This window comes from Nocardia sp. NPDC005746 (genome assembly GCF_040630785.1).
GTDB lineage: Bacteria > Actinomycetota > Actinomycetes > Mycobacteriales > Mycobacteriaceae > Nocardia.
This window is the reverse complement of sequence record NZ_JBEXYE010000008.1, coordinates 159,958-179,998: the sequence shown is the minus strand read 5'-3', so window position 1 is coordinate 179,998 and position 20,041 is coordinate 159,958. Positions and strand designations below refer to the sequence as shown.

Sequence of the window (20,041 nt, the reverse complement as noted above, 5' to 3'; positions counted from 1 at the left end):
ACGTTCGCGATCGTGTCATTCCGTCTAGTGCGGTCAGTCGGACGTCGGTGTCGCCAGCGGCCAACCGCCGGCTGCGAGCCTGGAGGCCACCCGAGCGATATCGTCCTCGCCGGGCTGCTCCTTGGCAACTCGGGCGATGGCCGCCTCGATGTCGGCGCGCTCGATGTCCTCGCGATCCATATCCGGGGTCGCGACCCGGTCCCGGACCAGCCGCTCCACCACCAGGTGCACTTCGTAGTCGGTGAGCCGCCGGTGCAGGACGGCCAGCAACGCCACGTAATCGGACTGCGGGATGCCCTGCGGATATCCGGCTTTGAGCCAGTCCAGCACCTTCTGCAGCACGTTCTGGCGCGGCGGCGTGGCGGGGGCCGGGTCGGCGACGGGCGGGGTCGGCTGTTCGGGGGTACTCACGAGCGTGCCTTTCGATGAGGCGGCGTCACGCGCCGAGCAGGTGAATTCCGAGTCGGGTGGCGAGGAAGCCGCGTGCGATGAAGAGCACACCGACCACCACCGCGATCATGACCACCGCGAAGCAGACGGTGGAGGCGACCAGCGCGGCGGTACGGGTGGCCCCGGTCGCGCCGTCGTCCACGTGGGCGCGGCAGCGGATGCCGACGGCGAAGACGGTGGGCAGCCCGGCCCCGAAGAGCATGGCGGCGAGCACGACTCGCCACAGGTCGGAGAGGTTGGAGAGCAGGGTGTGCATCGCGGTCTCCTAGCCGATTCCGACGGTGTCGTCATTGCGGTGGGGCTGCGCCGGCGCCGCGGGGGCGGCCGGAGCGGGCGCGCCCTCCCAGTCGGCGGTGACGTTGTGCGAGTTCACCTCGGCGCGCTTGGAGCGGTACCAGATCAGCGCGGCCATGGCGATCAGCAGCCCGAAGACCACCAGCACGCCGACCGTGCCGCCGATGCCGTGCAGGATGGCCCAGCAGATCGCGCCGACCACACCGGCCAGCGGCAGTGTCAGCACCCAGGCGACCACCATGCGGCCGAGCACGTTCCAGCGCACCTCCGCGCCGGGCCGTCCGATGCCGGAGCCGAGGATGGATCCGGTCACCACCTGCGTGGTGGACAGCGGCAGGCCGAAGTGGGCCGAGGTGAGAATGATCGCCGCACTGGTGGATTCGGCGGCGAAGCCCTGCGGCGGCGCGATGTCGACCAGGCCCTTGCCCAGGGTGCGGATGATGCGCCAGCCGCCCAGGCAGGTGCCCGCGGCCATGGCGACGGCACACGACACGATGACCCACAGCGGCAGCGGATCGGTGGCTTTGGCCGAACCGTGCGCGATCAGCGCCAAGAAGATGATGCCCATGGTCTTCTGCGCGTCATTGGTGCCGTGCGCGAGCGAGACCAGCGACGAGGTGCCGATCTGTCCCCAGCGGAAACCGCGGGACACGGTCTTCTCGTTGCTGCCGCTGGTGATCCGGTACACCAGCCAGGAGGCGGCCGAGGCGACCAGCGCGGCCACGACGGGGGAGAGCACCGCCGGGATGATGATCTTGGCGATGACGCCTTTGCTGCCCGCGGTCCAGATCACGCCGTGCAGGCCCAGAGCGGCCAGTGTCGAGCCGATGATGCCGCCGAACAGGGCGTGCGAGGAACTGGACGGCAAACCCAACAGCCAGGTGAACAGATTCCACAGAATGCCGCCGACCAGACCCGCGAAGACGATGTCGAGCAGGGCCCGTCCGCTCACCTCCGACAGGTCGACGATGCCCGAGGCCACCGTCGCCGCGACGGCCACACTGAGGAAAGCCCCGATGAGATTCAGCGCCCCGGACAGGAGTACGGCGGTACGCGGCCGCAACGCCCCGGTGGCGATGGAGGTAGCCATCGCGTTCGCGGTGTCATGGAATCCGTTGGTGAAGTCGAACGCCAAGGCTGTGCAAACAACGATCAGCAGAACGAGCAGTTCGGCAGACACACCGATCAGTTTGCGTCATGGTCTTTACGGTCTGTTAACCGGTGCCCCGGACGTGTTTCACAGTTACCTTCGTGCTAAGGCCCGCGGGCCTCAGTCGTCGCCCCGGATGTCTCGCCGGATCGGATGATTCGCCGGGATCTCCACGAGCACCAGCGGCACGCCGTCGGGGTCGCGGAGCCACATCTCGATCAGTCCCCAGGGTTCGCGCATGGGCGCGCGGTCGATGGCGATCCCGCGCAGCGCGAGTTCCGCGGCGGCGTCCTCGCAGTCACGCACCTGCAACCAGATCGCCCCCGCGAACCCGCTCGGCGCGTCGCCCGCGCGCCCGTGCCCGGCCACCTCGAGCAGTCCCTGCCCGGCGAAGAAGACCGTCCCGCCCGGATACTCGCGAGCGATGGCCAGCCCCAGCGCGTCCCGATAGAAGGCCAGGGTCCGCTCGTAATCGCTCGGCCGGAGAATGACCCGACTGCTCAGTATCTCCATGAGTGCAGCATGACAGCTCGTCGTTTGCCGCACCCGAAGGTTCGGGGGCGAAGGCCCCGCGAGTTCCGGAGCGTCAGAAGTAGTAGGGGTACGGCGTCCAGTCCGGGTCGCGCTTCTCGAGGAACGCGTCACGGCCCTCCACCGCCTCGTCGGTCATGTAGGCCAGTCGCGTCGCCTCTCCGGCGAACAGCTGCTGACCGACCAGTCCGTCGTCCTGAAGGTTGAACGCGTACTTCAGCATCCGGATGGCCTGGGGCGACTTGCCCAGGATGTCGGCCGTCCACTCCAGCGCGACGTCTTCGAGCTGCTCGTGATCCACGACCGCGTTGACCGCTCCCATGGCGTGCATCTCCTCGGCGGTGTACGGCCGCCCCAGGAAGAAGATCTCGCGAGCGAACTTCTGTCCCACCATCTTCGCCAGGTAGGCGCTGCCGTATCCGCCGTCGAAGCTGCCGACATCGGCGTCGGTCTGCTTGAACCGGGCGTGCTCGCGGGAGGCGAGGGTGAGGTCGCAGACCACGTGCAGGCTGTGCCCGCCGCCCGCGGCCCAGCCGTTGACCAGGGCGATGACCACCTTGGGCATGAAGCGGATGAGCCGCTGCACCTCGAGGATGTGCAGGCGTCCGGCGCGGGCGGCGTCCACGGTGTCGGCGGTCTCGCCGGAGGCGTACTGGTAGCCGCTGCGGCCGCGGATGCGCTGGTCGCCGCCGGAGCAGAAGGCCCAGCCGCCGTCCTTGGGGCTGGGGCCGTTCCCGGTGAGCAGGACCGCGCCGACGTCGGAGGTCATCCGGGCGTGGTCGAGGGCGCGGTAGAGCTCGTCGACGGTGTGCGGCCGGAAAGCGTTGCGGACTTCGGGGCGATCGAAGGCGATCCGGACCGTGCCCTGCTCGACGTGCCGGTGGTACGTGATGTCGGTGAGGTTCTCGAATCCCGGAACGGGCCGCCACAGCGTCGCATTGAAGGTCACGGGAGTGAACATACTGTTCCGGTTCTCGCCGTGGTGAAGACCCACCGCAGTTCGGCGCGGTGTTTCGCAGGTCACCCGGAATTGCGGCGGCGGAATTCGGCCATCCGGCAAGGGCGCTGATCGTTAGCCGATGGACCGTCCGAAGGCCAAAGCGGTCACTTGTTACCCGTGGGGAAATGAACGACCGGGGAACAGTCGCCGAAAGTGAAACGCTGCCAATCGATTGCGGGTGCTTTACAGTGCTGTTGCTGCTGTGGCAGTAGCGGCGCATTGGCATCGTGTGCGTGGGGACACCGGTGCGTATAGTTGCGTGCGCTCGTTCATCGAAAAACTATCCGGAGGAACCTGAAAGTGGTTGCAGCACTGTCTGAATCCCTGCTCGATGACGCCAAGCGTCCCGCCTTCATCGCGGATGCGGAGAAGGTTTTGGACGGGGAGGTGTCGGACAAGGGCGGCGCGTCGGGCCTCGTCGTCAAGGGCGGCTACGCCGCGATCAAGAAGGTCAGCCCCTCGATCGTGGGTGACGCGCTGGAGTCCTTCGTGCCCAAGTTCGTCGAGCAGCTGGAGCCGTACTGGGCCGAGTACCAGAACGGCGGCTCGGGTTCGTTCGCCGATCTGCTGGTGTCCAAGCAGGACGAGGTCGCCGACGCACTGCTCGCCGTCACCGACGCGCGGGCCGAGGCCTCGTCGCGTCCGGCGCTGACCAAGGTCTACAACTCCATGCGCTCGTCGGCGAAGAAGCATGTCGCCGAGGCTCTTCCGCGCCTGGGTGACCTGGTTCAGCGTCACGCTGGTTAATCAACCGACCGGTTCGCGGCCCGGCGAGGGGCCGCGAACGGGGTCCGTCTGAGGTCATTGCGAATGCCCGCGAGGTGGTTCGGGGGCACTCGCGACCGATTCATCCCTGGGACTTGCCGACCCGCCAGTAGCCGGTGAAGGTGATGTCCGCCTTCGGGATCGCGCGCTCCTGCGCGAGATGCCGCCGCACGCCGGCTGCCAACTTCTGCTCGCCCGCCACGAAGGCGTAGACGCCGGTGCCGGGAATCTCGGCCTGCCGCACGGCCTCCGCGGCCAGCACCCCGACCTCGCCGTGCGCGTCGGTGCGGACCAGCCAGTTCACCGTGACGCCCGCGGGCTCGCCCAGTTCCTGCTTGTCCTCGGCGGACGGGATCTCGATGTAGGCCGCGCCCTTCGCCTCACGCGGCAGCGAGCGCAGCACGCCCGCGATGCCGGGCAGCGCGCTTTCGTCGCCCACCAGCAGCGTCCACTCGCAGTGGTCGGGGGCCTGGTAGGTGATGCCCTCGTCCAGCAGTCCGGCCTTGCAGCCGGGGGTGACGGTGTTCGCCCACGCGGAGGCGGGGGTGTCGTCGCCGTGGATGGCGAAGTCGATGTCGATCTCGGCGGTGCTGCCGTATTCGCCGAATCCGGCGGCCCGGTAGTCGCGGACGGTGTAGTTGCGGGCCAGCGGCCGGTGTTCCTTGCCCATCATCAGGTACTGCGCGTACCAGCCGAGGTTGGTGGCCGAGGTGGGCAGGCGGAGGTCGCCGTCGCGGCCCGGCATGAACAGCCGGAACCACTGGTCGAAGCCCATGGCGGTGAAGCCCGTCAGGCCCGGTCCACCCAGGGTGACCCGCACGAAGTGCGGGCTGATCCGTTTGCTGGCCAGTACTTCGGCGGTGAGGATTTCCCGGTGTTCGGGCTTGACATGCTTGCTGCGCTTCGCCATTCGATTAGGTTAGCAAACCCTAACTTTTCAGTATAGGTGTGATCGGGCCGACGCAGCGCCCGGCCGGGCTGTCTGAGAGGCTGGAGGCGTGAATCCATCGACAGCACAGGCGCACGTCGTCGTCGACGAGCTCGCGCGCGGCGGAGTGCGAGACGTGGTCCTGTGCCCGGGATCGCGAAACGCGCCGCTGGCCTTCGCCTTACAAGCCGCTGACCAGGCCGGGAAGATCCGGCTGCACATGCGCATCGACGAGCGCAGCGCCGGATTCCTCGCCGTCGGCCTGGCCGTGGCGAGCGGCCGCCCGGTGCCCGTCGTGATGACCTCCGGCACCGCCGTCGCCAATCTCGGGCCCGCCGTGCTCGAGGCCAACTACGCCCGCGTTCCGCTGATCGTGCTCAGCGCCAACCGGCCCTACGAGATGCTCGGCACCGGCGCGAACCAGACGGTCGAGCAGTTCGGTCTGTTCGGTAGCCAGGTGCGCGCCGCCATCAGCCTCGGACTGGCCGAGGACGAGCCCGGCGCCGAGCTGTACCCGAAGCAGAACAGCGTGTGGCGCTCGGCGGTGTGCCGGGTGCTGGCCGCCGCCCGCGGCACCCGCTCCGGCAATGCCGGACCCGTGCACTTCGACATCCCGCTGCGCGAACCGCTGGTCCCGGACCTGGCGCCCGGCGACGCGCTGCCCGCCGGCCGGGTTGGCGAACAGCCCTGGACCGCAACCCAATACGCGACCCTGGACGTCCCGCTCGACATCGACCTGACCCCGGACACCGTGGTCATCTCCGGTCACGGCGCGGGCCATCGCCCCGAACTCGCGGCGCTGCCGACCGTGGCCGAGCCGACCGCGCCCATGCACGGCCCGGCGCTGCATCCGCTGGCCCTGCCGCTGCTGAAGCCGAAGCAGGCCATCATCACCGGCCGGCCGACCCTGCACCGGCAGGTGTCCAAGGTCCTCGCCGACCCGGAGGTCACCGTGTTCGCGCTGACCACGGGCCCGCGCTGGCCCGATGTGTCCGGCAATGTGGTGGGCACCGGCACCCGCGCGGTGACGCACGGCGCGCCCCGGCCGGAATGGCTGGAGCTGTGCCGGGATCTGAACGAGAAGGCCGTGTCGGTGGTGCGGGCCGAGCTGGCCGGACACCCGAAGCCGACCGGTCTGCACGTCGCGGCGGTGGTGCTCGGCGCCCTGCAGGACGGCGACCAGCTGCTGCTCGGCGCGTCCAACCCGGTCCGCGACGCGGCCCTGGTCGCGCACCCGCGCCCCGGCATCCGGGTGCTGTCCAATCGCGGCGTGGCCGGCATCGACGGCACCGTCTCGGCGGCGGTCGGCGCGGCGCTCACCCATCCCGGCCGCACCATCGCGCTGATGGGCGACCTGACCTTCCTGCACGACGCGTCCGGCCTGCTCATCGGCCCCGGCGAGCCGCGGCCGGAGGATCTCACCATCGTGGTCGCCAATGACGACGGCGGCGGCATCTTCGAACTGCTCGAACAGGGCGACCCGCAGTACGCAGGCGTGTTCGAGCGGGTCTTCGGCACCCCGCACGGCATGGATCTGGCGGCATTGTGCGCCGCCTACCGGATTCCGCACCGCCAGGTCGACCCGTCCCAGCTGGCCGACGAGCTGACCGGCCGCGCGCACGGCATCCGCGTGCTCGAGGTCGCGACCGAGCGGTCCAGCCTGCGGGAACTGCACGCCACCGTGCGCGCGGGAGTGTCGAACTAGCCGGGCAGGTCCCAGTCGTCGCCCATCGGGACGGGGATCGCCTGCTCGACGAGGTCGCCCTCGGACGCGGTCCAGCCGTTGTCGTCGGCGGGCAGCGGGGTGATCTCGGTATCGGATTCGAGGACCCGATCGGCGAGTACGTCGCGGTCCGGGTAGGCGTCGGTATCGGGGTAGGGCTCGTCCGCCGGGAAGGCGGGGATGTGCTGTTCGACGTAGTCGGCCTCGGGCACCGCGTCGATTCGATCGATCATCGCTGGCTCCTCTCTGCCGGTGGGGTCGTGCAGGCGGCCACCTTCGAGAATGCCCCTGCTCACGGCGATCGGCAACCGCCGCCGGGCGTCACTCGCCGGGTTGGGGGCCGTCGTCGGCGGGATGCTCGACCAGGGCGAGTACCCGCCCGGCCATGAAGCGGGCAGTACGTACTGGACCCCCGGTTCTGGTCACCTCACTGACTTCGATAATCCCGCGCGCGATGCGGGTTTCGATGCGGCGGCCCGCTCTGGTGGCCACGATTTCGTAGTTCCGAGACCCGTCGCCGGTGTCGACGACGATCTCCACACGATCACCCTTCATCTATCAATTCTCCTCCCCACCAGGGCTTTTCGCCGCTGATCGCACCTAACGAACCGGTTGCGACGCGGCGGTGCAAGCGCATTCGCGCGCCCGGCGATGAATTCCGCGGCCCCGCCCCGTCCTTATGACCGACCGGGCCGCACCGGCGGTTCGGCATGCCTCCGGGAGGAACCATGACCACTCCGGAATTCGATCTGGAAGCCGCCGCGGGTGGGCTGGAGGCGGTGGTCGCCGCCGTCTCCGCCGCCGACCTCGAGCGCCGCACGCCGTCCGGGATCAGCGTTGGCGACATGCTGGTCCACGTGCTCGGCTTCACCGAGGGCTTCCGGCAGGGCGCCACCAAGGAGATGATCGGCCGCTCGCAGCCGCCCGAGCCCGGTGCCGGGACCCTGCCCGAGGACTGGCGGGACCGTATTCCGGCGCAGTTGAAGGCACTGGTGGCGGCCTGGCGCGAACCGGCCGCGTGGTCGGGGCAGACCGAGGTCGGCGGCGTCCTCGCCCCCGCTCGGACGATGGCCGAGTTCGCGCTGGACGAGCTGATCGTGCACGGCTGGGACCTGGCCCGCGCGACGGCGCGACCCTACGATCCGGCCGACGCGGATCTCGCGGTGCTGCTGGGCATGCTGCGTGACACCCCGAGGGAGGGCGTCCCGGGACTCTTCGGGCCCGTGGTCGACATTCCGGCCGAGGCGCCGCTGCTGGACCGCGTCCTGGGATTGACCGGCCGCGATCCGGCCTGGACCCGGGACTGATCGGGGCTCGGAGCCGGGCCGTGGGCGCGGCGAGGGGTCGCGCCCACGCCCCTGGACAGAAGACTCAGGGCGCGGATCGCCCGGCGCCGGAGACGAATACGCCCCGTTCGGCGGCGAGGGCGGCGGCCGTCGCCGCGGCGGTGATCGTGGCGTCGTCGACCGGGTCGCCGCTGGCCAGCAGGCGGTAGTAGAGCGGGGCGGAGACGGCGGAAAGCACTGCGCGCGGGTCGGTTCCGGCCGGAACCTCGCCGCGCGCGGCGGCGGCTTCGACGCATGGCGACCATTCGGTGAGCCGGGTGTCGTAGAAGGCGCGCAGCGCCGCGGCCGCGGTGTCGTCGCTGGTGGCGGCGGCGATGACGGCCCGGAACAGGCGGCCCTGCCGGGGGTCGGTGAGGGTCTTCCCGACCAGCCGCGCATTGGCGAGCAGGTCGCCGCGCAGGGTGCCGGTATCGCTGTGGGGGAGTGAGGTTTCGGCCATGTCGGCGAGCAGATCCGAGACCAGTCCGGCGGGGCTGCGCCAGCGGCGGTAGACGGTGGTCTTGCCGACCTCGGCGCGGGCCGCGACCTCGGCCAGATCGAGGGTGGCGTAGCCGCGTTCGGCCAGCAGGTCGCCCGCGGCGCGCAGCACGGATTCGCGGACGCGCGCGGTGCGTCCACCGGGGCGAACCGAGCCGGGGCTCGCTGTGTCCTGATTCATAACGGTTCTCCAGTTCCGTTTGCGGCGAGACGAGTGTAGCGTCCCTGGTGTTAATGAAACTTTTGTTCCGTTAGGAGTGGTGATCATGGAGTACCGCCGGCTCGGCGCATCCGGTCTGCTGGTTCCGGCCCTGAGTTTCGGTGCGGGCACCTTCGGCGGCCGCGGCGAACTCTTCTCGGCCTGGGGCGACACCGACGCGGCTCAGGCCCGCCGCCTGGTGGACATCAGCCTGGACGCGGGCGTCACCCTGTTCGACACCGCCGACGTCTATTCGGACGGCGCCTCGGAAGAGGTACTGGGCGAGGCGATCCGGGGCCGCCGCGACCAATTGCTGATCTCGACCAAGGCCACCCTGCCCACCGGGCCAGGCCCGGCCGACGCGGGATCCGGCCGCGCCCGGCTGATCTCGGCGGTCGAGGGCTCGCTGCGCCGGCTCGGCGTCGAGCACATCGACCTGTTCCAGCTGCACGCCTTCGACGCGGGCACGCCCGTCGAGGAAGTGCTCTCGGCCCTCGACTCGCTGGTGCGCTCCGGCAAGATCCGCTACGTCGGCGCCTCCAACTTCGCGGGCTGGCAGCTGATGAAATCCCTGGCCGCCGCGGACCGGCACGGTTTCCCGCGCTATGTCGCGCACCAGGTCTACTACTCGCTCGCCGGGCGCGACTACGAATGGGAGCTCATGCCGCTGGGCCTGGACCAGGGCGTCGGCGCGGTGGTCTGGAGCCCGCTCGGCTGGGGGCGGCTCACCGGGAAGATCCGTCGCGGCCAACCGCTTCCGCCCGGCAGCCGCCTGCACAAGACCGCCGAGGCCGGCCCGCCCGTCGACGACGAGCTGCTCTACGACGTGGTCGACGTGCTCGACGAGATCGCCGCCGAAACCGGCCGCACCGTCCCGCAGATCGCCCTGAACTGGCTGTTGCGCCGCCCGACCGTGGCCACCGTCATCGTCGGCGCGCGCGACGAGGAGCAGTTGCGCCAGAATCTGGGCGCGGTGGGCTGGAGCCTCGACGCCGAGCAGATCGCCCGCCTGGACAAGGTGAGCGCGGTGACGCCGCCCTACCCCTACTACCCGTACTACCGGCTGGGGGACTTCGCGCGCGTCAATCCGCCTGTCGTGTAGGCGGTTACGCGGGCGGGAACAGACCCTGCGCGAGCACCGGCCACGACGCCTTCAGATCGTCCTGCCAGTAGCCCCAGATGTGGGTGCCGCTGCTGCGGAATTCGAAGGTCGCCGGAATGCGCATGGATTCCAGGCGCTTCTGCAGGATCACCGTGGACAGTTCGCAATTGGCCTCGATGAGCGAGCCCAGCGCGACGGTCTTGGCGGTGTCCTCGGGCTTCTCCATGCGGCCGCGCGCCCCGGGCATGTCGAACGTGCCCGGGATGCCGTTGCCGGTGGAGATGAAAAGGTTGGTGCCGCGCAGTTTCTCGGCGTTCAGGGTGGGGTCGTTGGCCGCCCACATCGGGCCGCCCTCGGGGCCCCACATGTTCTCGACCTTGCCGCCGCCGTAGAGCTCGGTGACCATCTTGATGGCCTCGCGGGCCAGCGGCGTGGTGGTCTGGAAGAAGCCGCTGTAGACGGCGGCGCTCTTGAACAGGCCGGGGTTGAAGATCACCGAATTCAGCACGGGCAGACCGGCCATGGAGATCCCGGCGATGGCGTTGTTGCCGGTGCTGCCCAGCGCCGCGTCCATCAGCGGCGGCAGTTCCTTGCCGAGGTAGGTGGACCACTTGTTCACGCCGAGCGACTTGTCGGCCTGCATCCAGTCGGTGTACCAGCTGAACGCGCCGCCGATGATCTGCACGACATTGGCGTTCTTGTCGGACAGGAAATCCAGTGCGTCGGTGCGCAATTGCCAGGTCGCCGCGTCCACGCCGCCGCCCGCGCCATTGAGCAGATACAGAGTGGGCGCGGGTTCGGAGGTGTCGGCCGGGCGCTGGACATCGACCGGGAAGGTCTGGTTCATGGCCGCGGAGTAGACGGTGAAGACGACGTGGCGGCTGTCGGTGGCCGCGACGCTCTTGATGTAGGAGCCGTCCTCGGTCTTGAAGTCGGGGACGCTGACGCCGGGGGCGACGGGGGCGGCGGTGGGGTCCGCGCCGGCGGGCACGCAGCCCAGGCTCAGGGTCGCGGCGGCCGCGAGGGCCGCTACCGCGATTCGTCCGGTGATTCGACTGATCCGACCGTTCACGCTCCCGGCCCTTCGTGCTGCTGGCAGCCGTCGCGGGGACGGCTCGCCCGCCTGTGAGACTGGACGGGCGAGTTACAAATACCACAGTTTCACATTTGGGGTGCCGGAATCGAACCAGTCAGTACACGTCGCGCACGTACCGCTTCTCCGCCACCAGCTGCTTCTTGAACGCCAGCGCGCCGTCCTCACCCAGCTTGCCGTGAATGCGCGCGATCTTCAGCAGGGTGTCGTCCACATCCTTCGCCATCCGCGCGGCGTCACCGCACACGTAGAAATGCCCGCCCTCCCGCAGCCACGCCCACAACTCCGCGCCGTGCTCGATCATGCGGTGCTGGACATAGATCCGCTCCCGCTGATCGCGCGAGAACGCCAGATCCAGCCGGGTCAGGAAACCGGAGCGGAACATGTCCTCGAGCTCGGCCCGGTAATAGAAATTGTCCTTCGCGTGCTGATCGCCGAAGAACAGCCAGTTGCGGCCCGGGCACCCCAGCGCCCGGCGCTCCTGCAGGAAGCCGCGGAACGGTGCGATGCCGGTGCCCGGGCCCACCATGATCATCGGCGCGGTCGGGTCCAGCGGCGGCCGGAAGTGCGGGGCCCGCTGCAGGAAGATCGGCACCTCGGAATGGGCGCGATCGGCCAGGAAGGTCGAGCTCACGCCGCCGCGCCGGGCCGCCGACCCGATGGCCGCCGGATCGCCGTAGCGCACCACGCCGACCGTCAGTTGCACCTCGTCCGGGCTCACCAGCGGACTCGACGAGATCGAATACTGGCGCGGCTGCAGCTTCTTCAGCGCGCCCAGCCACTCCACCAGATCGGCCCGCACCGGGAAATCGCGCAGCACGTCCACCGCCTGCCGATCCCACAGATATCCGTCCAGCTCATTGCGATTGTCCCGGCGCAACAGCTTGGCGAGGCGTGGATTGGCATTGTGCTCGGCCACGAACGACAACAGATCCGTGCTCACCCGCGTGATGTCGTAATGCGTGCGCAGCGCCTCGGCCAGCGGTAGCTCGCCATTGTCGATCTCGATCAGCCGGTGGCCGTGGAGACCGGTCGCCGCCAGCCATTCCCGCACCAGTGACTCGCAATTCGCGGGCCGGATGCCCAGCGAATCCCCGACCTCGTAGGTGGTTTCCGGATGGCTCAGATCGAACCCGAACTGCCGCACCTCTTTCCCGGAACTTTCGCGGGAAAGCAATTCATTGCGAACCAGTTTCGAGAGCACCGGAGAATTCCGGGTGAAAGGCGCGGCGGTGCCGGCCCGACCCGGAGCGACAGCCGTTGCGCCCCGCCCGCTTCCGGGGCCGCCGGCACCGTGTCCGAGCGGACTCGAAGCGCCCGCGCCGCCACTACCGGCAGCGTTCCAGGTGGGCGTGTCGCCAACGGACGCGCCGCCGGAACCCCGGCCGCCCGGAGCGCCGAAGGGCGGCGTGGAATGTCCGCCCCGCGGTCCCACACCGGACCCGCCCCGGTTCCCGCCGTCGATGGCCGCATCGCCCGCTGCGTCCGCGAGCACGCCGGTCACGGCGTCGAACCAGGCCGCGGACACGTCCTCGTGGTCGGGCTCGCTGTCCACGCGCGGCAGCAGCCGGGTCGCGCCGCGCTTGGCGAGCAGTTCGTCCAGCTTGCGGCCGTGGCCGCAGAAGTCGTCGTAGGAGGAGTCGCCGAGCGCGAACACCGCGAAGCGCATCCCGGTCAGCCGGATCGCGCTGTCGTTCAACCGTTCCCAGAAGTCCGCGCCATTGTCCGGTGGCCCGCCGTCGCCGAAGGTGCTGCTGATGACCAGCACATCCCCGGTGAGATCGGACAGTTCGGCCGAGTCCATGTCCAGGAGCCGCGGCGCGAAGCCCGACTCCACCAGATGAGTCGTCAGGGCCGCGGCCAGATCCTCCGCGGTTCCGGTCTGCGAGGCCCACAGGATCGCGACGGTCCGCGCCGGAGCCTCCGCGCTCTCGCCGCCGTCGGACCGGCCGGTGAAACCGGCGCCCACATCCGCCGCGAATCCGATCGACGCCTCCGCGAACCCGGCCGGGAGCGGCTGCGCGCCACGGGAGTACATCCCGCCCAGCAGGCCGTCGATCCACGCCCGGCTGCGGTCGGAGATGGGCGCGGTCACCGGCAGCACCGGTACCCCGCTGACCGGCAGGCTCTGCAGCGCCGCGAGATACCCGCCCAGGTAGATGCGCTCGACCTCGCTGAGCGTGGGCGCGGTGGCGGACTCCAGCCCGAGCATGACCGCCAGCGGATGCGGGGCGCCGAGATCCACGCCGCCGCTCGCGGGCACGGGTGCGCCGCCGATCTCGGGCGCGGCCGGAATCCGTTCGGCGGCGTCCGTTTCCGTCTCGGGGTCGCCGGTCCTCGCCGTGCTCAGCGCCGCGACCTTGCGCAGGCGCACCGCGCAGGCCTTGAACTCCGGTTGCAGCGAGATCGGGTCCACCGCGTCATTGGTGACGGCGTTGATGGTCAGGTATTCGCCCTGTTCGTCGTTCCAGTGGAAGGGCGCGAAGCAGGTGCCGGGCAGGACGCGGTCGCTGAGCAGGGCGGGCAGCACGGCGCGGCCGCGGCGGGAGGCGATCTCGAGCTGGTCGCCGTCGCGGACCTCGAGGCGGGCGGCGTCGTCGGGGTGCAGTTCCAGGAACGGTTTGCCGTTGAGCTTGTTCAGTTTCGCCACCTTCCCGGTCTTGGTCATGGTGTGCCACTGGTGTTGCAGGCGGCCGGTATTGAGGACGAACGGGTGGTCCTCGTCGGGCATCTCGGTGGGCAGCAGGTGCGGGCGCGGCCAGAAGACGGCCTTGCGGCTCGCGGTGGCGAAGGCCAGGCGGGGCGTGTTCCCGTCCGCGTCGGTGAAGCGGGTCTGGCTGACACCGTCGTTCACATAGCGAATCGGGTTGCGCCGCTGGGCCGGATCGGGGCAGGGCCATTGCGCGGGCCCGGCGCGCAGCAGGTCGTAGTCGATGCCGCGCAGGTCGTATCCGGTGGCCGGGTTGGCGAAGCGGCGGATCTCGTCGAAGATCTCGGCGCTGGAGGCGTAGTCGAAGCCGGGGAAGCCGAGCGCCGTCGCCATCTGCGCGATGAGCTGCCAGTCGGGCCGGGCGTCGCCGATCGGCTCGACCGAGCGCTGCAGCAGGGTCAGGTTGCGTTCCGAATTCACCTGCACGCCATCGGCCTCCGCCCACAGGGTGGCGGGCAGCAGCAGGTCGGCGTAGGCGTTGGTGGCGGTGTCGGTGTACACGTCCTGGGCGATCACCAGGTCGGCGGCCTCCAGCCCGGCGATCACGGTGCGCCGGTTGGCCATGGAGGCGACCGGATTGCTGCACATGATCCAGCAGGCCTTGATCCGCCCGTCGGCCAGGCCGCGGAACATCTCGATCGACCCGGGCCCGGGCTCGGCGCGAATGGTGCCGGGTTCCAGTCCCCATTCGGCTTCCACGAAGGCCCGGTCGGCGGCGGCGAGCACACTGCGCTGGCCGGGCAGTCCCGGTCCCATGTAACCCATTTCGCGTCCGCCCATGGCGTTGGGCTGCCCGGTGAGGGAGAACGGCCCGCTGCCGGTGCGGCAGATGGCGCCGGTGGCCAGGTGCAGGTTGATGATGGCGTTGGCGGCCCAGGTGCCGTGCGTGGACTGGTTGATTCCCATGGTCCACAGCGACATCCACTCGCCGGCCGCGCCGATCCACTCGGCGGCGGTCCGGATGTCGGCCTCGGCGAGCCCGGTGATCTGGGCGACCAGGTCCGGGGTGTAGGCGTCCAGGAATTCGGGCAGGTCCTCCCAGCCCTCGGTGTGCTCGGCGATGAATTCGGCGTCGATGTCGCCGTTCTCGACCAGCAGGTGCAGCAGCCCGTTCAGCAGTGCCAGATCGGTGCCCGGCTTGATCTGCAGGAACAGGTCGGCGCGCGCGGCGGTGTCGGTGCGCCGCGGGTCCACCACGATGAGTTTCGCTCCCGCCTTGAGCCGATCGGCCATGCGCAGGAACAGGATCGGGTGGCAGTCGGCCATGTTCGCGCCGATCACGAAGAACAGGTCGGCGTGGTCGAGGTCGTCGTAGGAGCCGGGCGGCCCGTCCGCGCCCAGTGACAGCTTGTAACCGCTGGCCGCGCTGGCCATGCACAGCCGTGAATTGGCTTCCATGTGCACGGTGCGCAGGTGGCCCTTGGCGAGTTTGGTGGCCAGGTACTGGGCCTCGATCGACAGCTGACCGGACACGTACAGCGCGATGGCGTCCGGTCCATCTGTGTCGAGGATCACGCGAAGTCGTTGGGCGGCTTCGTGAACGGCCTCGTCGACCGGCATGGGAACGGGCGGCTGGCCGCGTTCGGGGCGGCGGTACGCGGTCTCCATGCGGCCGGGCGCGGCCATCATCTCGGCGTGGGTGTTGCCTTTGGTGCACAGTCGTCCCGCATTGACCGGGTGCTCCTTGTCGCCCTTGACCTTGGCGATCACCGGCAGCCCGAGCGCGCCGATCTTGGTTTCCACGGTGATGCCGCAGCCCACCCCGCAGTACGAGCACGCGGTCCGGGTGCTCGTCGGGGGCGTCGGCTGTTCGGGCATGGTTCCGAGTTAAGCCACCCCGAGTTGCGGGGGATTTACCGAAAGTTATCGGCAGATGACAATCCACCTCACAGCCATTTTCCAGGGCTGTGAGGTGGGGACCGCGGGTCGCTGCCGTGAGCAACGCCACAGGTCGGAGGCGGTCGTCAGCCCAGTTTGTAGCCGCGGTGCAGCGCCACGATGCCGCCGGTGAGATTGCGCCACTTCACCGCCGACCAGCCCGCGTCCGCGATCCGCATCGCCAGCTGCGGCTGGTTGGGCCAGGCCCGGATGGACTCGGCCAGGTACACGTAGGCGTCCGGGTTGGAGCTGACCGCGCTGGCCACCCGCGGCAGCGCCTTCATCAGGTACTCCATGTAGACCGTCCGGAACGGCGGGAGGGTGGGGGTGGAGAACTCGGCCACCACGAGCCGCCCGCCGGGCTTGGTCACGCGCAGCATCTCACGCAGCGCCAGGTCCGGGTCGGACACATTGCGCAGCCCGTAGGAGATGGTGACGGCGTCGAAGGAGTCGTCGGCGAAGGGCAGGGCCATGGCGTCACCGGCGACCATGGGCACATTGCGCCAGCGTCCGGCCGTGAGCATGCCCTGGGAGAAGTCGGCGGCCAGGCACCAGGCCCCGGATTTGGCCAGCTCCACGGTCGAAACACCGGTTCCGGCGGCCAGGTCGAGCACCCGCTCGCCGGGCCGCAGCGCCAGGGCTTTCCGGGTCGCCATCCGCCAGTACCGGTCGATGCCGCCGGTCATCACCGTGTTGGTGATGTCGTACCGCTTGGCCACTCCGTCGAACATGGACGCGACTTCGCCCGGCTGCTTGTCCAGCTGGGCCCGAAACGACTCCCGCTGCCTGATTTTCGCCACGGTGCTTATTTTGCCCTCCGCTTCGCTCCGGGCGGGTTCGCGGCCCTGGAGGTCTCGTTCTCCCTCTCTCCGCTCCTCCGCTTCGCTCCCCCGCTCCGCTCGGTCCAGAACGAGACGGGCCGCGAACCTTCGGGTGAATGTCGGGACTGCCTATCGTCGCAGCCTAGTTCGCACGCGGGCCCGCAGTGCGCCGAGCCAGCGGGTGGGGGGCGAGCCGAGCAGCCAGAGGGCGGGGATGGCGATGGCCCAGGCGACCACGATCACCGACAGCGCCGGGATGACCGCGACACGTGCGTCGCGACCCGCCACCCGAACCAGATCGGGATCGCTGCGCCGATATTCGACATTGATGCGCTCGCCGACGGTGAGTTTGGTCGGGTAGAGCACGCCGGTCTTCGGGTTGTGGGTCTCGCCGTCGGGCGTGACGAAGATGACCGCGGACCGCAGCGTGCCCGCCGAGAGCACTTCGGCGCTGGTCACGCCCCGATCGCTATTGATGAGATGGTCGTCGCGCCAGGCCGCGAGGACCAGCAGCACGGCCAGGAAGCTGACCGTCGCCGCGGCGATGACGATCCCGAGCCGAGCCCGCCGCCACCGAACCGCCTGCCGCTGTTCAGTCCTGGGAGACTGGCTAGTTTCCGACACTTCAGCAGGCTATTCCATCGCTGGGCTACGGTCTTCGCCATGTCCCGAAAATTCAGCTTCACCGTGCCATACAGCATCCCGGTCGAAGAGCTTCACCGGGCACTCACCAATGACGAGATGTGGCAGTCCCGCTTCGCCGCGGCGCCGACCGCCACGCTGGAGCTCGCCCACCCGGACGGGCCCGGCACGATTCGGATCCAGATGACCGAAAAGGCCCCCGAGGACCAGATTCCCGGCATCGTCAAGAAGGTCCTCAAGAGCGAGCTCATGCTGGAGCGCACCGACACCTGGGGTCCGCTGACCGGCGGCGTCGCGCGGGGCAGCTTCAGCGGCCGCTCCGGCGGCATCACCACCGAGATGGCGGGCGCGTTCGAATTGCGGCCCACCGCCCAGGGTTCCGAGATCGAGGCCACCGGCACCGTCGACGTGAAGGTCCCGCTGGTCGGCGGGGCCATCGAACCGCTGGTCGAGAACCTGCTCAAGAAGGTCATGAACAGCGAACGCAAGTCCGTCGAAACCTGGTTCGCCGCGCAGAACGCCTGATCCCGGGAAGGTGGATGCGGGGGTGGTCCCGCATCCACACCGGGATCGAGTGCACCGCTACTGCGGCCCGAAGTCGCCCTTGCCGGGATCGAATTCGCGGTTCTCGACCAGCACCAGCCAGTTGCCGGAGTTGTCGCGGATGATGGCCTCCACACCGTAAGGGCGTTCGGCCGGCGGCTGGATGAACTCGACGCCCTTCGCGGTGAGCTCCTCGAAAGCCTTCTGGCAGTTCTCGGTTCGCAGGCCGAGCGCGCCGTGCGTGCCGTTGGCCATGGAGCGGCGGATCGCCTCGGCCAGATCGTCGGTGAGCGGGGGACCGGGCACCATCAGGGTGACCTCCAGCTCCGGGTGGTCCGGCTGCGCCACGGTGACCCAGCGGAAGCCGTTGTCGCCCATGGTGATGTCGGAGCGCTCCACGAAACCCAGCTTGTCGATGTACCACTGCTTGGACTCGGTCTGGTCGGTCACGTACACGGTCACGAGCGAGACATTGGTAATGGTCGTCATGGTTTCCAGGCTATGGACGAGCCCCCGCCGCCGGCTTCTCCGAAATTGCGCGATTCACGCCCGGATTGCTGAGTTCACACACTCGGAACCTCGGTGAGGCTGCCGTAACAGCCGTGCAATCGGCCGGAAAGCCAAGATCAACAATCACTGCGCACCCTCGAATCGGAAAACAGCTCGCGACGAGCCCGAACGAGGAGTGCCGGTGGTTCAAGTCGAAACCCCTACGGCGAACGCGGTGGCCGCGTCCAAGGAGACGCTGGAGGATTACACGCTGCGGTTCGCGCCCCGCAGCTACCGGAAGTGGAGTCCGGCGGTGGTCGGCGTCTCGGCGCTCGGCGGCATCGCCTACCTGGCCGACTTCTCCATCGGCGCGAACATCGGCATCGCCAACGGCACCGGCAACGCGCTGCTGGGCATCGGCATCTTCGCGATCGTCATCATGATCACCGGCTTCCCGCTGGCCTACTACGCGGCCCGCTACAACGTCGACCTGGACCTGATCACCCGCGGCAGCGGCTTCGGGTACTACGGCTCGGTGGTGACGAACATCGTGTTCGCCTCCTTCACCTTCATCTTCTTCGCCCTCGAGGGCTCGATCATGGCGCAGGGCCTGCAACTCGGCCTGCACGTGCCGCTCCCGATCGGCTACCTGGTGTCCACGGTGATGATCTTCCCGCTGGTCATCTACGGCATGAACACCCTCGCCAAACTGCAGGTGTGGACCACTCCGCTGTGGCTGATCCTGATGGTGCTGCCGTTCGGCTTCCTGCTGGTCCGCCACCCCGACTCGGTGGGCGCCTTCCTGTCCTACGGCGGCCAGGACGGCAAGGGCGTCAGCCTGTCCGGCGCGCTGCTCGCCGCCGGCGTCTGCCTCTCGCTCATCGCCCAGATCGCCGAGCAGATCGACTACCTGCGCTTCATGCCGCCCCGCACCCCGGACAACGCCCGCAGATGGTGGGGCTGGATGCTGCTGGCCGGACCCGGCTGGGTGTTGTTCGGCGCCATCAAACAGGTCGTCGGCCTGTTCCTGGCGGTCTACCTGATCGCCAACCTGCCCGGCGCGCAGGACATCGCCAACCAGCCGGTGCGCCAGTTCCTCGAGATCTACCGCGACATGATGCCGTCCTGGCTGGCCATGACCCTGGCCGTGGTGCTGGTCGTGATCAGCCAGATCAAAATCAATGTGACCAACGCGTATTCGGGTTCGCTGGCGTGGACCAACTCCTTCACCCGCGTCACCAGGAACTACCCGGGCCGGATCGTGTTCCTGGGCCTGAACCTGGCCATCGCGCTGATCCTGATGGAAGCCAACATGTTCGACTTCCTCAACAACATCCTCGGCTTCTACGCCAACTGCGGCATCGCCTGGATCGTCACCGTCGCAACGGATATCGCGATCAACAAGTACGTCCTGAAGCTCTCGCCCAAGGAGCCGGAGTTCCGCCGCGGCATGCTCTACGACTTCAACCCGGTCGGACTGGTCGGCTTCGGCCTGTCGGCGGTGCTGTCGATCATGACCTTCTTCGGCCTGTTCGGTGAGACCCTGAAGCCGTACTCGCCCATCGTGGCCGTGGTGGTCTCGTTCCTGGCCACCCCGCTGACCGCGGTCCTGACCAAGGGCAAGTACTACCTGCGCCGCGACCACGACGGCATCGACCTGCCCATGTTCGACGAGCACGGCAACCCGTCGGGGGAGACGCTCACCTGCGTCGTCACCGGCATGGAATTCGAGCGCCCCGACATGATCGCCTCGGCGGTGCCGGGACCGGAGGGCGAGATCCAGTACATCAGCTCGCTGGCCCTCTCCACCGACAAGACCGGCATCCACGTCCTGCCGTCGCGATGAGACCCGCACCCGGCTGAATTCACCCCGCGACCCCGTGGCCTCGCCACGGGGTCG

The 20,041-nt window shown here is 69.0% G+C and carries 20 protein-coding genes; 6 read left to right on the top strand and 14 right to left on the bottom strand.

Going from position 1 to position 20,041, the window contains the following annotated elements; translation table 11 throughout:
- Positions 1-33 precede the first annotated feature (33 nt).
- The 5 genes from ABZ412_RS17470 to ABZ412_RS17450 all read right to left on the bottom strand — a co-directional run bounded on the left by ABZ412_RS17470 (position 34) and on the right by ABZ412_RS17450 (position 3,374).
- Positions 34-411 (bottom strand): DUF3349 domain-containing protein, encoded by a 378-nt coding sequence (locus ABZ412_RS17470; protein ID WP_357281823.1) that lies wholly within the window; start codon positions 409-411, stop codon positions 34-36.
- Between the two features lie 25 nt (positions 412-436).
- Positions 437-706, bottom strand: coding sequence for a hypothetical protein (locus ABZ412_RS17465; protein WP_357281821.1), 270 nt, complete (start codon positions 704-706; stop codon positions 437-439).
- A gap of 9 nt (positions 707-715) precedes the next feature.
- Positions 716-1,924: an inorganic phosphate transporter gene (locus tag ABZ412_RS17460; RefSeq protein ID WP_357281819.1), complete on the bottom strand. Its 1,209-nt coding sequence runs from the start codon at positions 1,922-1,924 to the stop codon at positions 716-718.
- Positions 1,925-2,014: 90 nt separating this feature from the next.
- A complete protein-coding gene (locus tag ABZ412_RS17455; protein ID WP_357281818.1) occupies positions 2,015-2,407 on the bottom strand; it encodes a VOC family protein in 393 nt (130 codons plus the stop codon).
- A 73-nt stretch (positions 2,408-2,480) separates the two neighbouring features.
- Positions 2,481-3,374 (bottom strand): 1,4-dihydroxy-2-naphthoyl-CoA synthase, encoded by an 894-nt coding sequence (locus ABZ412_RS17450; RefSeq protein ID WP_357281816.1) that lies wholly within the window; start codon positions 3,372-3,374, stop codon positions 2,481-2,483.
- Positions 3,375-3,725: 351 nt separating this feature from the next.
- Between ABZ412_RS17450 and ABZ412_RS17445 the strand changes: the two genes are divergently transcribed.
- Positions 3,726-4,172: a hypothetical protein gene (locus tag ABZ412_RS17445; protein ID WP_357281814.1), complete on the top strand. Its 447-nt coding sequence runs from the start codon at positions 3,726-3,728 to the stop codon at positions 4,170-4,172.
- Positions 4,173-4,272: 100 nt separating this feature from the next.
- On the opposite strand, the gene ABZ412_RS17440 is transcribed toward ABZ412_RS17445, so the two are convergent.
- Positions 4,273-5,100, bottom strand: coding sequence for a siderophore-interacting protein (locus tag ABZ412_RS17440; RefSeq protein WP_357281813.1), 828 nt, complete (start codon positions 5,098-5,100; stop codon positions 4,273-4,275).
- 88 nt (positions 5,101-5,188) lie between these two features.
- On the opposite strand from ABZ412_RS17440, the gene menD reads away from it, so the two are divergent.
- On the top strand, positions 5,189-6,823 hold the full coding sequence (gene menD, locus ABZ412_RS17435; RefSeq protein ID WP_357281811.1) for a 2-succinyl-5-enolpyruvyl-6-hydroxy-3-cyclohexene-1-carboxylic-acid synthase: 1,635 nt from the start codon (positions 5,189-5,191) through the stop codon (positions 6,821-6,823).
- Here the strand turns inward: menD and ABZ412_RS17430 are convergent.
- Both ABZ412_RS17430 and ABZ412_RS17425 read right to left on the bottom strand, forming a co-directional pair.
- Positions 6,820-7,074 carry a hypothetical protein gene (locus ABZ412_RS17430; protein WP_357281809.1) on the bottom strand — a complete coding sequence of 85 codons (255 nt, stop codon included), beginning with the start codon at positions 7,072-7,074 and terminating at the stop codon, positions 6,820-6,822. The genes menD and ABZ412_RS17430 overlap by 4 nt on opposite strands.
- An 88-nt stretch (positions 7,075-7,162) precedes the next feature.
- Complete coding sequence (locus tag ABZ412_RS17425; protein WP_357281808.1) at positions 7,163-7,396, bottom strand: hypothetical protein; 234 nt, start codon at positions 7,394-7,396, stop codon at positions 7,163-7,165.
- A 173-nt stretch (positions 7,397-7,569) separates the two neighbouring features.
- Between ABZ412_RS17425 and ABZ412_RS17420 the strand changes: the two genes are divergently transcribed.
- A complete protein-coding gene (locus tag ABZ412_RS17420) occupies positions 7,570-8,148 on the top strand; it encodes a TIGR03086 family metal-binding protein (RefSeq protein ID WP_357281807.1) in 579 nt (192 codons plus the stop codon).
- Positions 8,149-8,212: 64 nt separating this feature from the next.
- Here the strand turns inward: ABZ412_RS17420 and ABZ412_RS17415 are convergent, their stop codons facing one another.
- Positions 8,213-8,845, bottom strand: coding sequence for a TetR/AcrR family transcriptional regulator (locus ABZ412_RS17415; protein WP_357281805.1), 633 nt, complete (start codon positions 8,843-8,845; stop codon positions 8,213-8,215).
- Between the two features lie 85 nt (positions 8,846-8,930).
- On the opposite strand from ABZ412_RS17415, the gene ABZ412_RS17410 reads away from it, so the two are divergent.
- The gene (locus tag ABZ412_RS17410) at positions 8,931-9,965 is read left to right on the top strand and encodes an aldo/keto reductase (RefSeq protein ID WP_357281803.1); all 1,035 of its coding nucleotides are present in this window, start codon (positions 8,931-8,933) and stop codon (positions 9,963-9,965) included.
- Between the two features lie 4 nt (positions 9,966-9,969).
- Here the strand turns inward: ABZ412_RS17410 and ABZ412_RS17405 are convergent, their stop codons facing one another.
- The 4 genes from ABZ412_RS17405 to ABZ412_RS17390 form a co-directional block, all read right to left on the bottom strand.
- Positions 9,970-11,037, bottom strand: coding sequence for an alpha/beta hydrolase family protein (locus ABZ412_RS17405; protein ID WP_357281801.1), 1,068 nt, complete (start codon positions 11,035-11,037; stop codon positions 9,970-9,972).
- Positions 11,038-11,155: 118 nt separating this feature from the next.
- Complete coding sequence (locus ABZ412_RS17400; protein WP_357281799.1) at positions 11,156-15,586, bottom strand: bifunctional nitrate reductase/sulfite reductase flavoprotein subunit alpha; 4,431 nt, start codon at positions 15,584-15,586, stop codon at positions 11,156-11,158.
- Between the two features lie 146 nt (positions 15,587-15,732).
- Complete coding sequence (locus tag ABZ412_RS17395) at positions 15,733-16,446, bottom strand: demethylmenaquinone methyltransferase (RefSeq protein WP_357281798.1); 714 nt, start codon at positions 16,444-16,446, stop codon at positions 15,733-15,735.
- 150 nt (positions 16,447-16,596) lie between these two features.
- Positions 16,597-17,091, bottom strand: coding sequence for a DUF3592 domain-containing protein (locus tag ABZ412_RS17390; RefSeq protein ID WP_357281797.1), 495 nt, complete (start codon positions 17,089-17,091; stop codon positions 16,597-16,599).
- Between the two features lie 39 nt (positions 17,092-17,130).
- Here ABZ412_RS17390 and ABZ412_RS17385 point away from each other — a divergent pair, with 39 nt between their 5' ends.
- A complete protein-coding gene (locus ABZ412_RS17385; protein ID WP_357281795.1) occupies positions 17,131-17,634 on the top strand; it encodes a DUF2505 domain-containing protein in 504 nt (167 codons plus the stop codon).
- A 57-nt stretch (positions 17,635-17,691) separates the two neighbouring features.
- Here the strand turns inward: ABZ412_RS17385 and ABZ412_RS17380 are convergent, their stop codons facing one another.
- Positions 17,692-18,141, bottom strand: coding sequence for a VOC family protein (locus ABZ412_RS17380; protein WP_357281794.1), 450 nt, complete (start codon positions 18,139-18,141; stop codon positions 17,692-17,694).
- A 202-nt stretch (positions 18,142-18,343) separates the two neighbouring features.
- On the opposite strand from ABZ412_RS17380, the gene ABZ412_RS17375 reads away from it, so the two are divergent.
- Positions 18,344-19,987 (top strand): hypothetical protein, encoded by a 1,644-nt coding sequence (locus tag ABZ412_RS17375; RefSeq protein WP_357281792.1) that lies wholly within the window; start codon positions 18,344-18,346, stop codon positions 19,985-19,987.
- The last annotated feature ends 54 nt before the right edge of the window (positions 19,988-20,041 follow it).

Excerpts from the sequence above, each read along its gene's own strand:
- ABZ412_RS17465 (WP_357281821.1), bottom strand. The coding sequence starts at position 706 with ATGCACACCCTGCTCTCCAACCTCTCCGACCTGTGGCGAGTCGTGCTC.
- ABZ412_RS17455 (WP_357281818.1), bottom strand. The coding sequence starts at position 2,407 with ATGGAGATACTGAGCAGTCGGGTCATTCTCCGGCCGAGCGATTACGAG.
- ABZ412_RS17440 (WP_357281813.1), bottom strand. The coding sequence starts at position 5,100 with ATGGCGAAGCGCAGCAAGCATGTCAAGCCCGAACACCGGGAAATCCTC.
- ABZ412_RS17430 (WP_357281809.1), bottom strand. The coding sequence starts at position 7,074 with ATGATCGATCGAATCGACGCGGTGCCCGAGGCCGACTACGTCGAACAG.
- ABZ412_RS17425 (WP_357281808.1), bottom strand. The coding sequence starts at position 7,396 with ATGAAGGGTGATCGTGTGGAGATCGTCGTCGACACCGGCGACGGGTCT.
- ABZ412_RS17420 (WP_357281807.1), top strand. The coding sequence starts at position 7,570 with ATGACCACTCCGGAATTCGATCTGGAAGCCGCCGCGGGTGGGCTGGAG.
- ABZ412_RS17415 (WP_357281805.1), bottom strand. The coding sequence starts at position 8,845 with ATGAATCAGGACACAGCGAGCCCCGGCTCGGTTCGCCCCGGTGGACGC.
- ABZ412_RS17410 (WP_357281803.1), top strand. The coding sequence starts at position 8,931 with ATGGAGTACCGCCGGCTCGGCGCATCCGGTCTGCTGGTTCCGGCCCTG.
- ABZ412_RS17400 (WP_357281799.1), bottom strand. The coding sequence starts at position 15,586 with ATGCCCGAACAGCCGACGCCCCCGACGAGCACCCGGACCGCGTGCTCG.
- ABZ412_RS17385 (WP_357281795.1), top strand. The coding sequence starts at position 17,131 with ATGTCCCGAAAATTCAGCTTCACCGTGCCATACAGCATCCCGGTCGAA.
- ABZ412_RS17380 (WP_357281794.1), bottom strand. The coding sequence starts at position 18,141 with ATGACGACCATTACCAATGTCTCGCTCGTGACCGTGTACGTGACCGAC.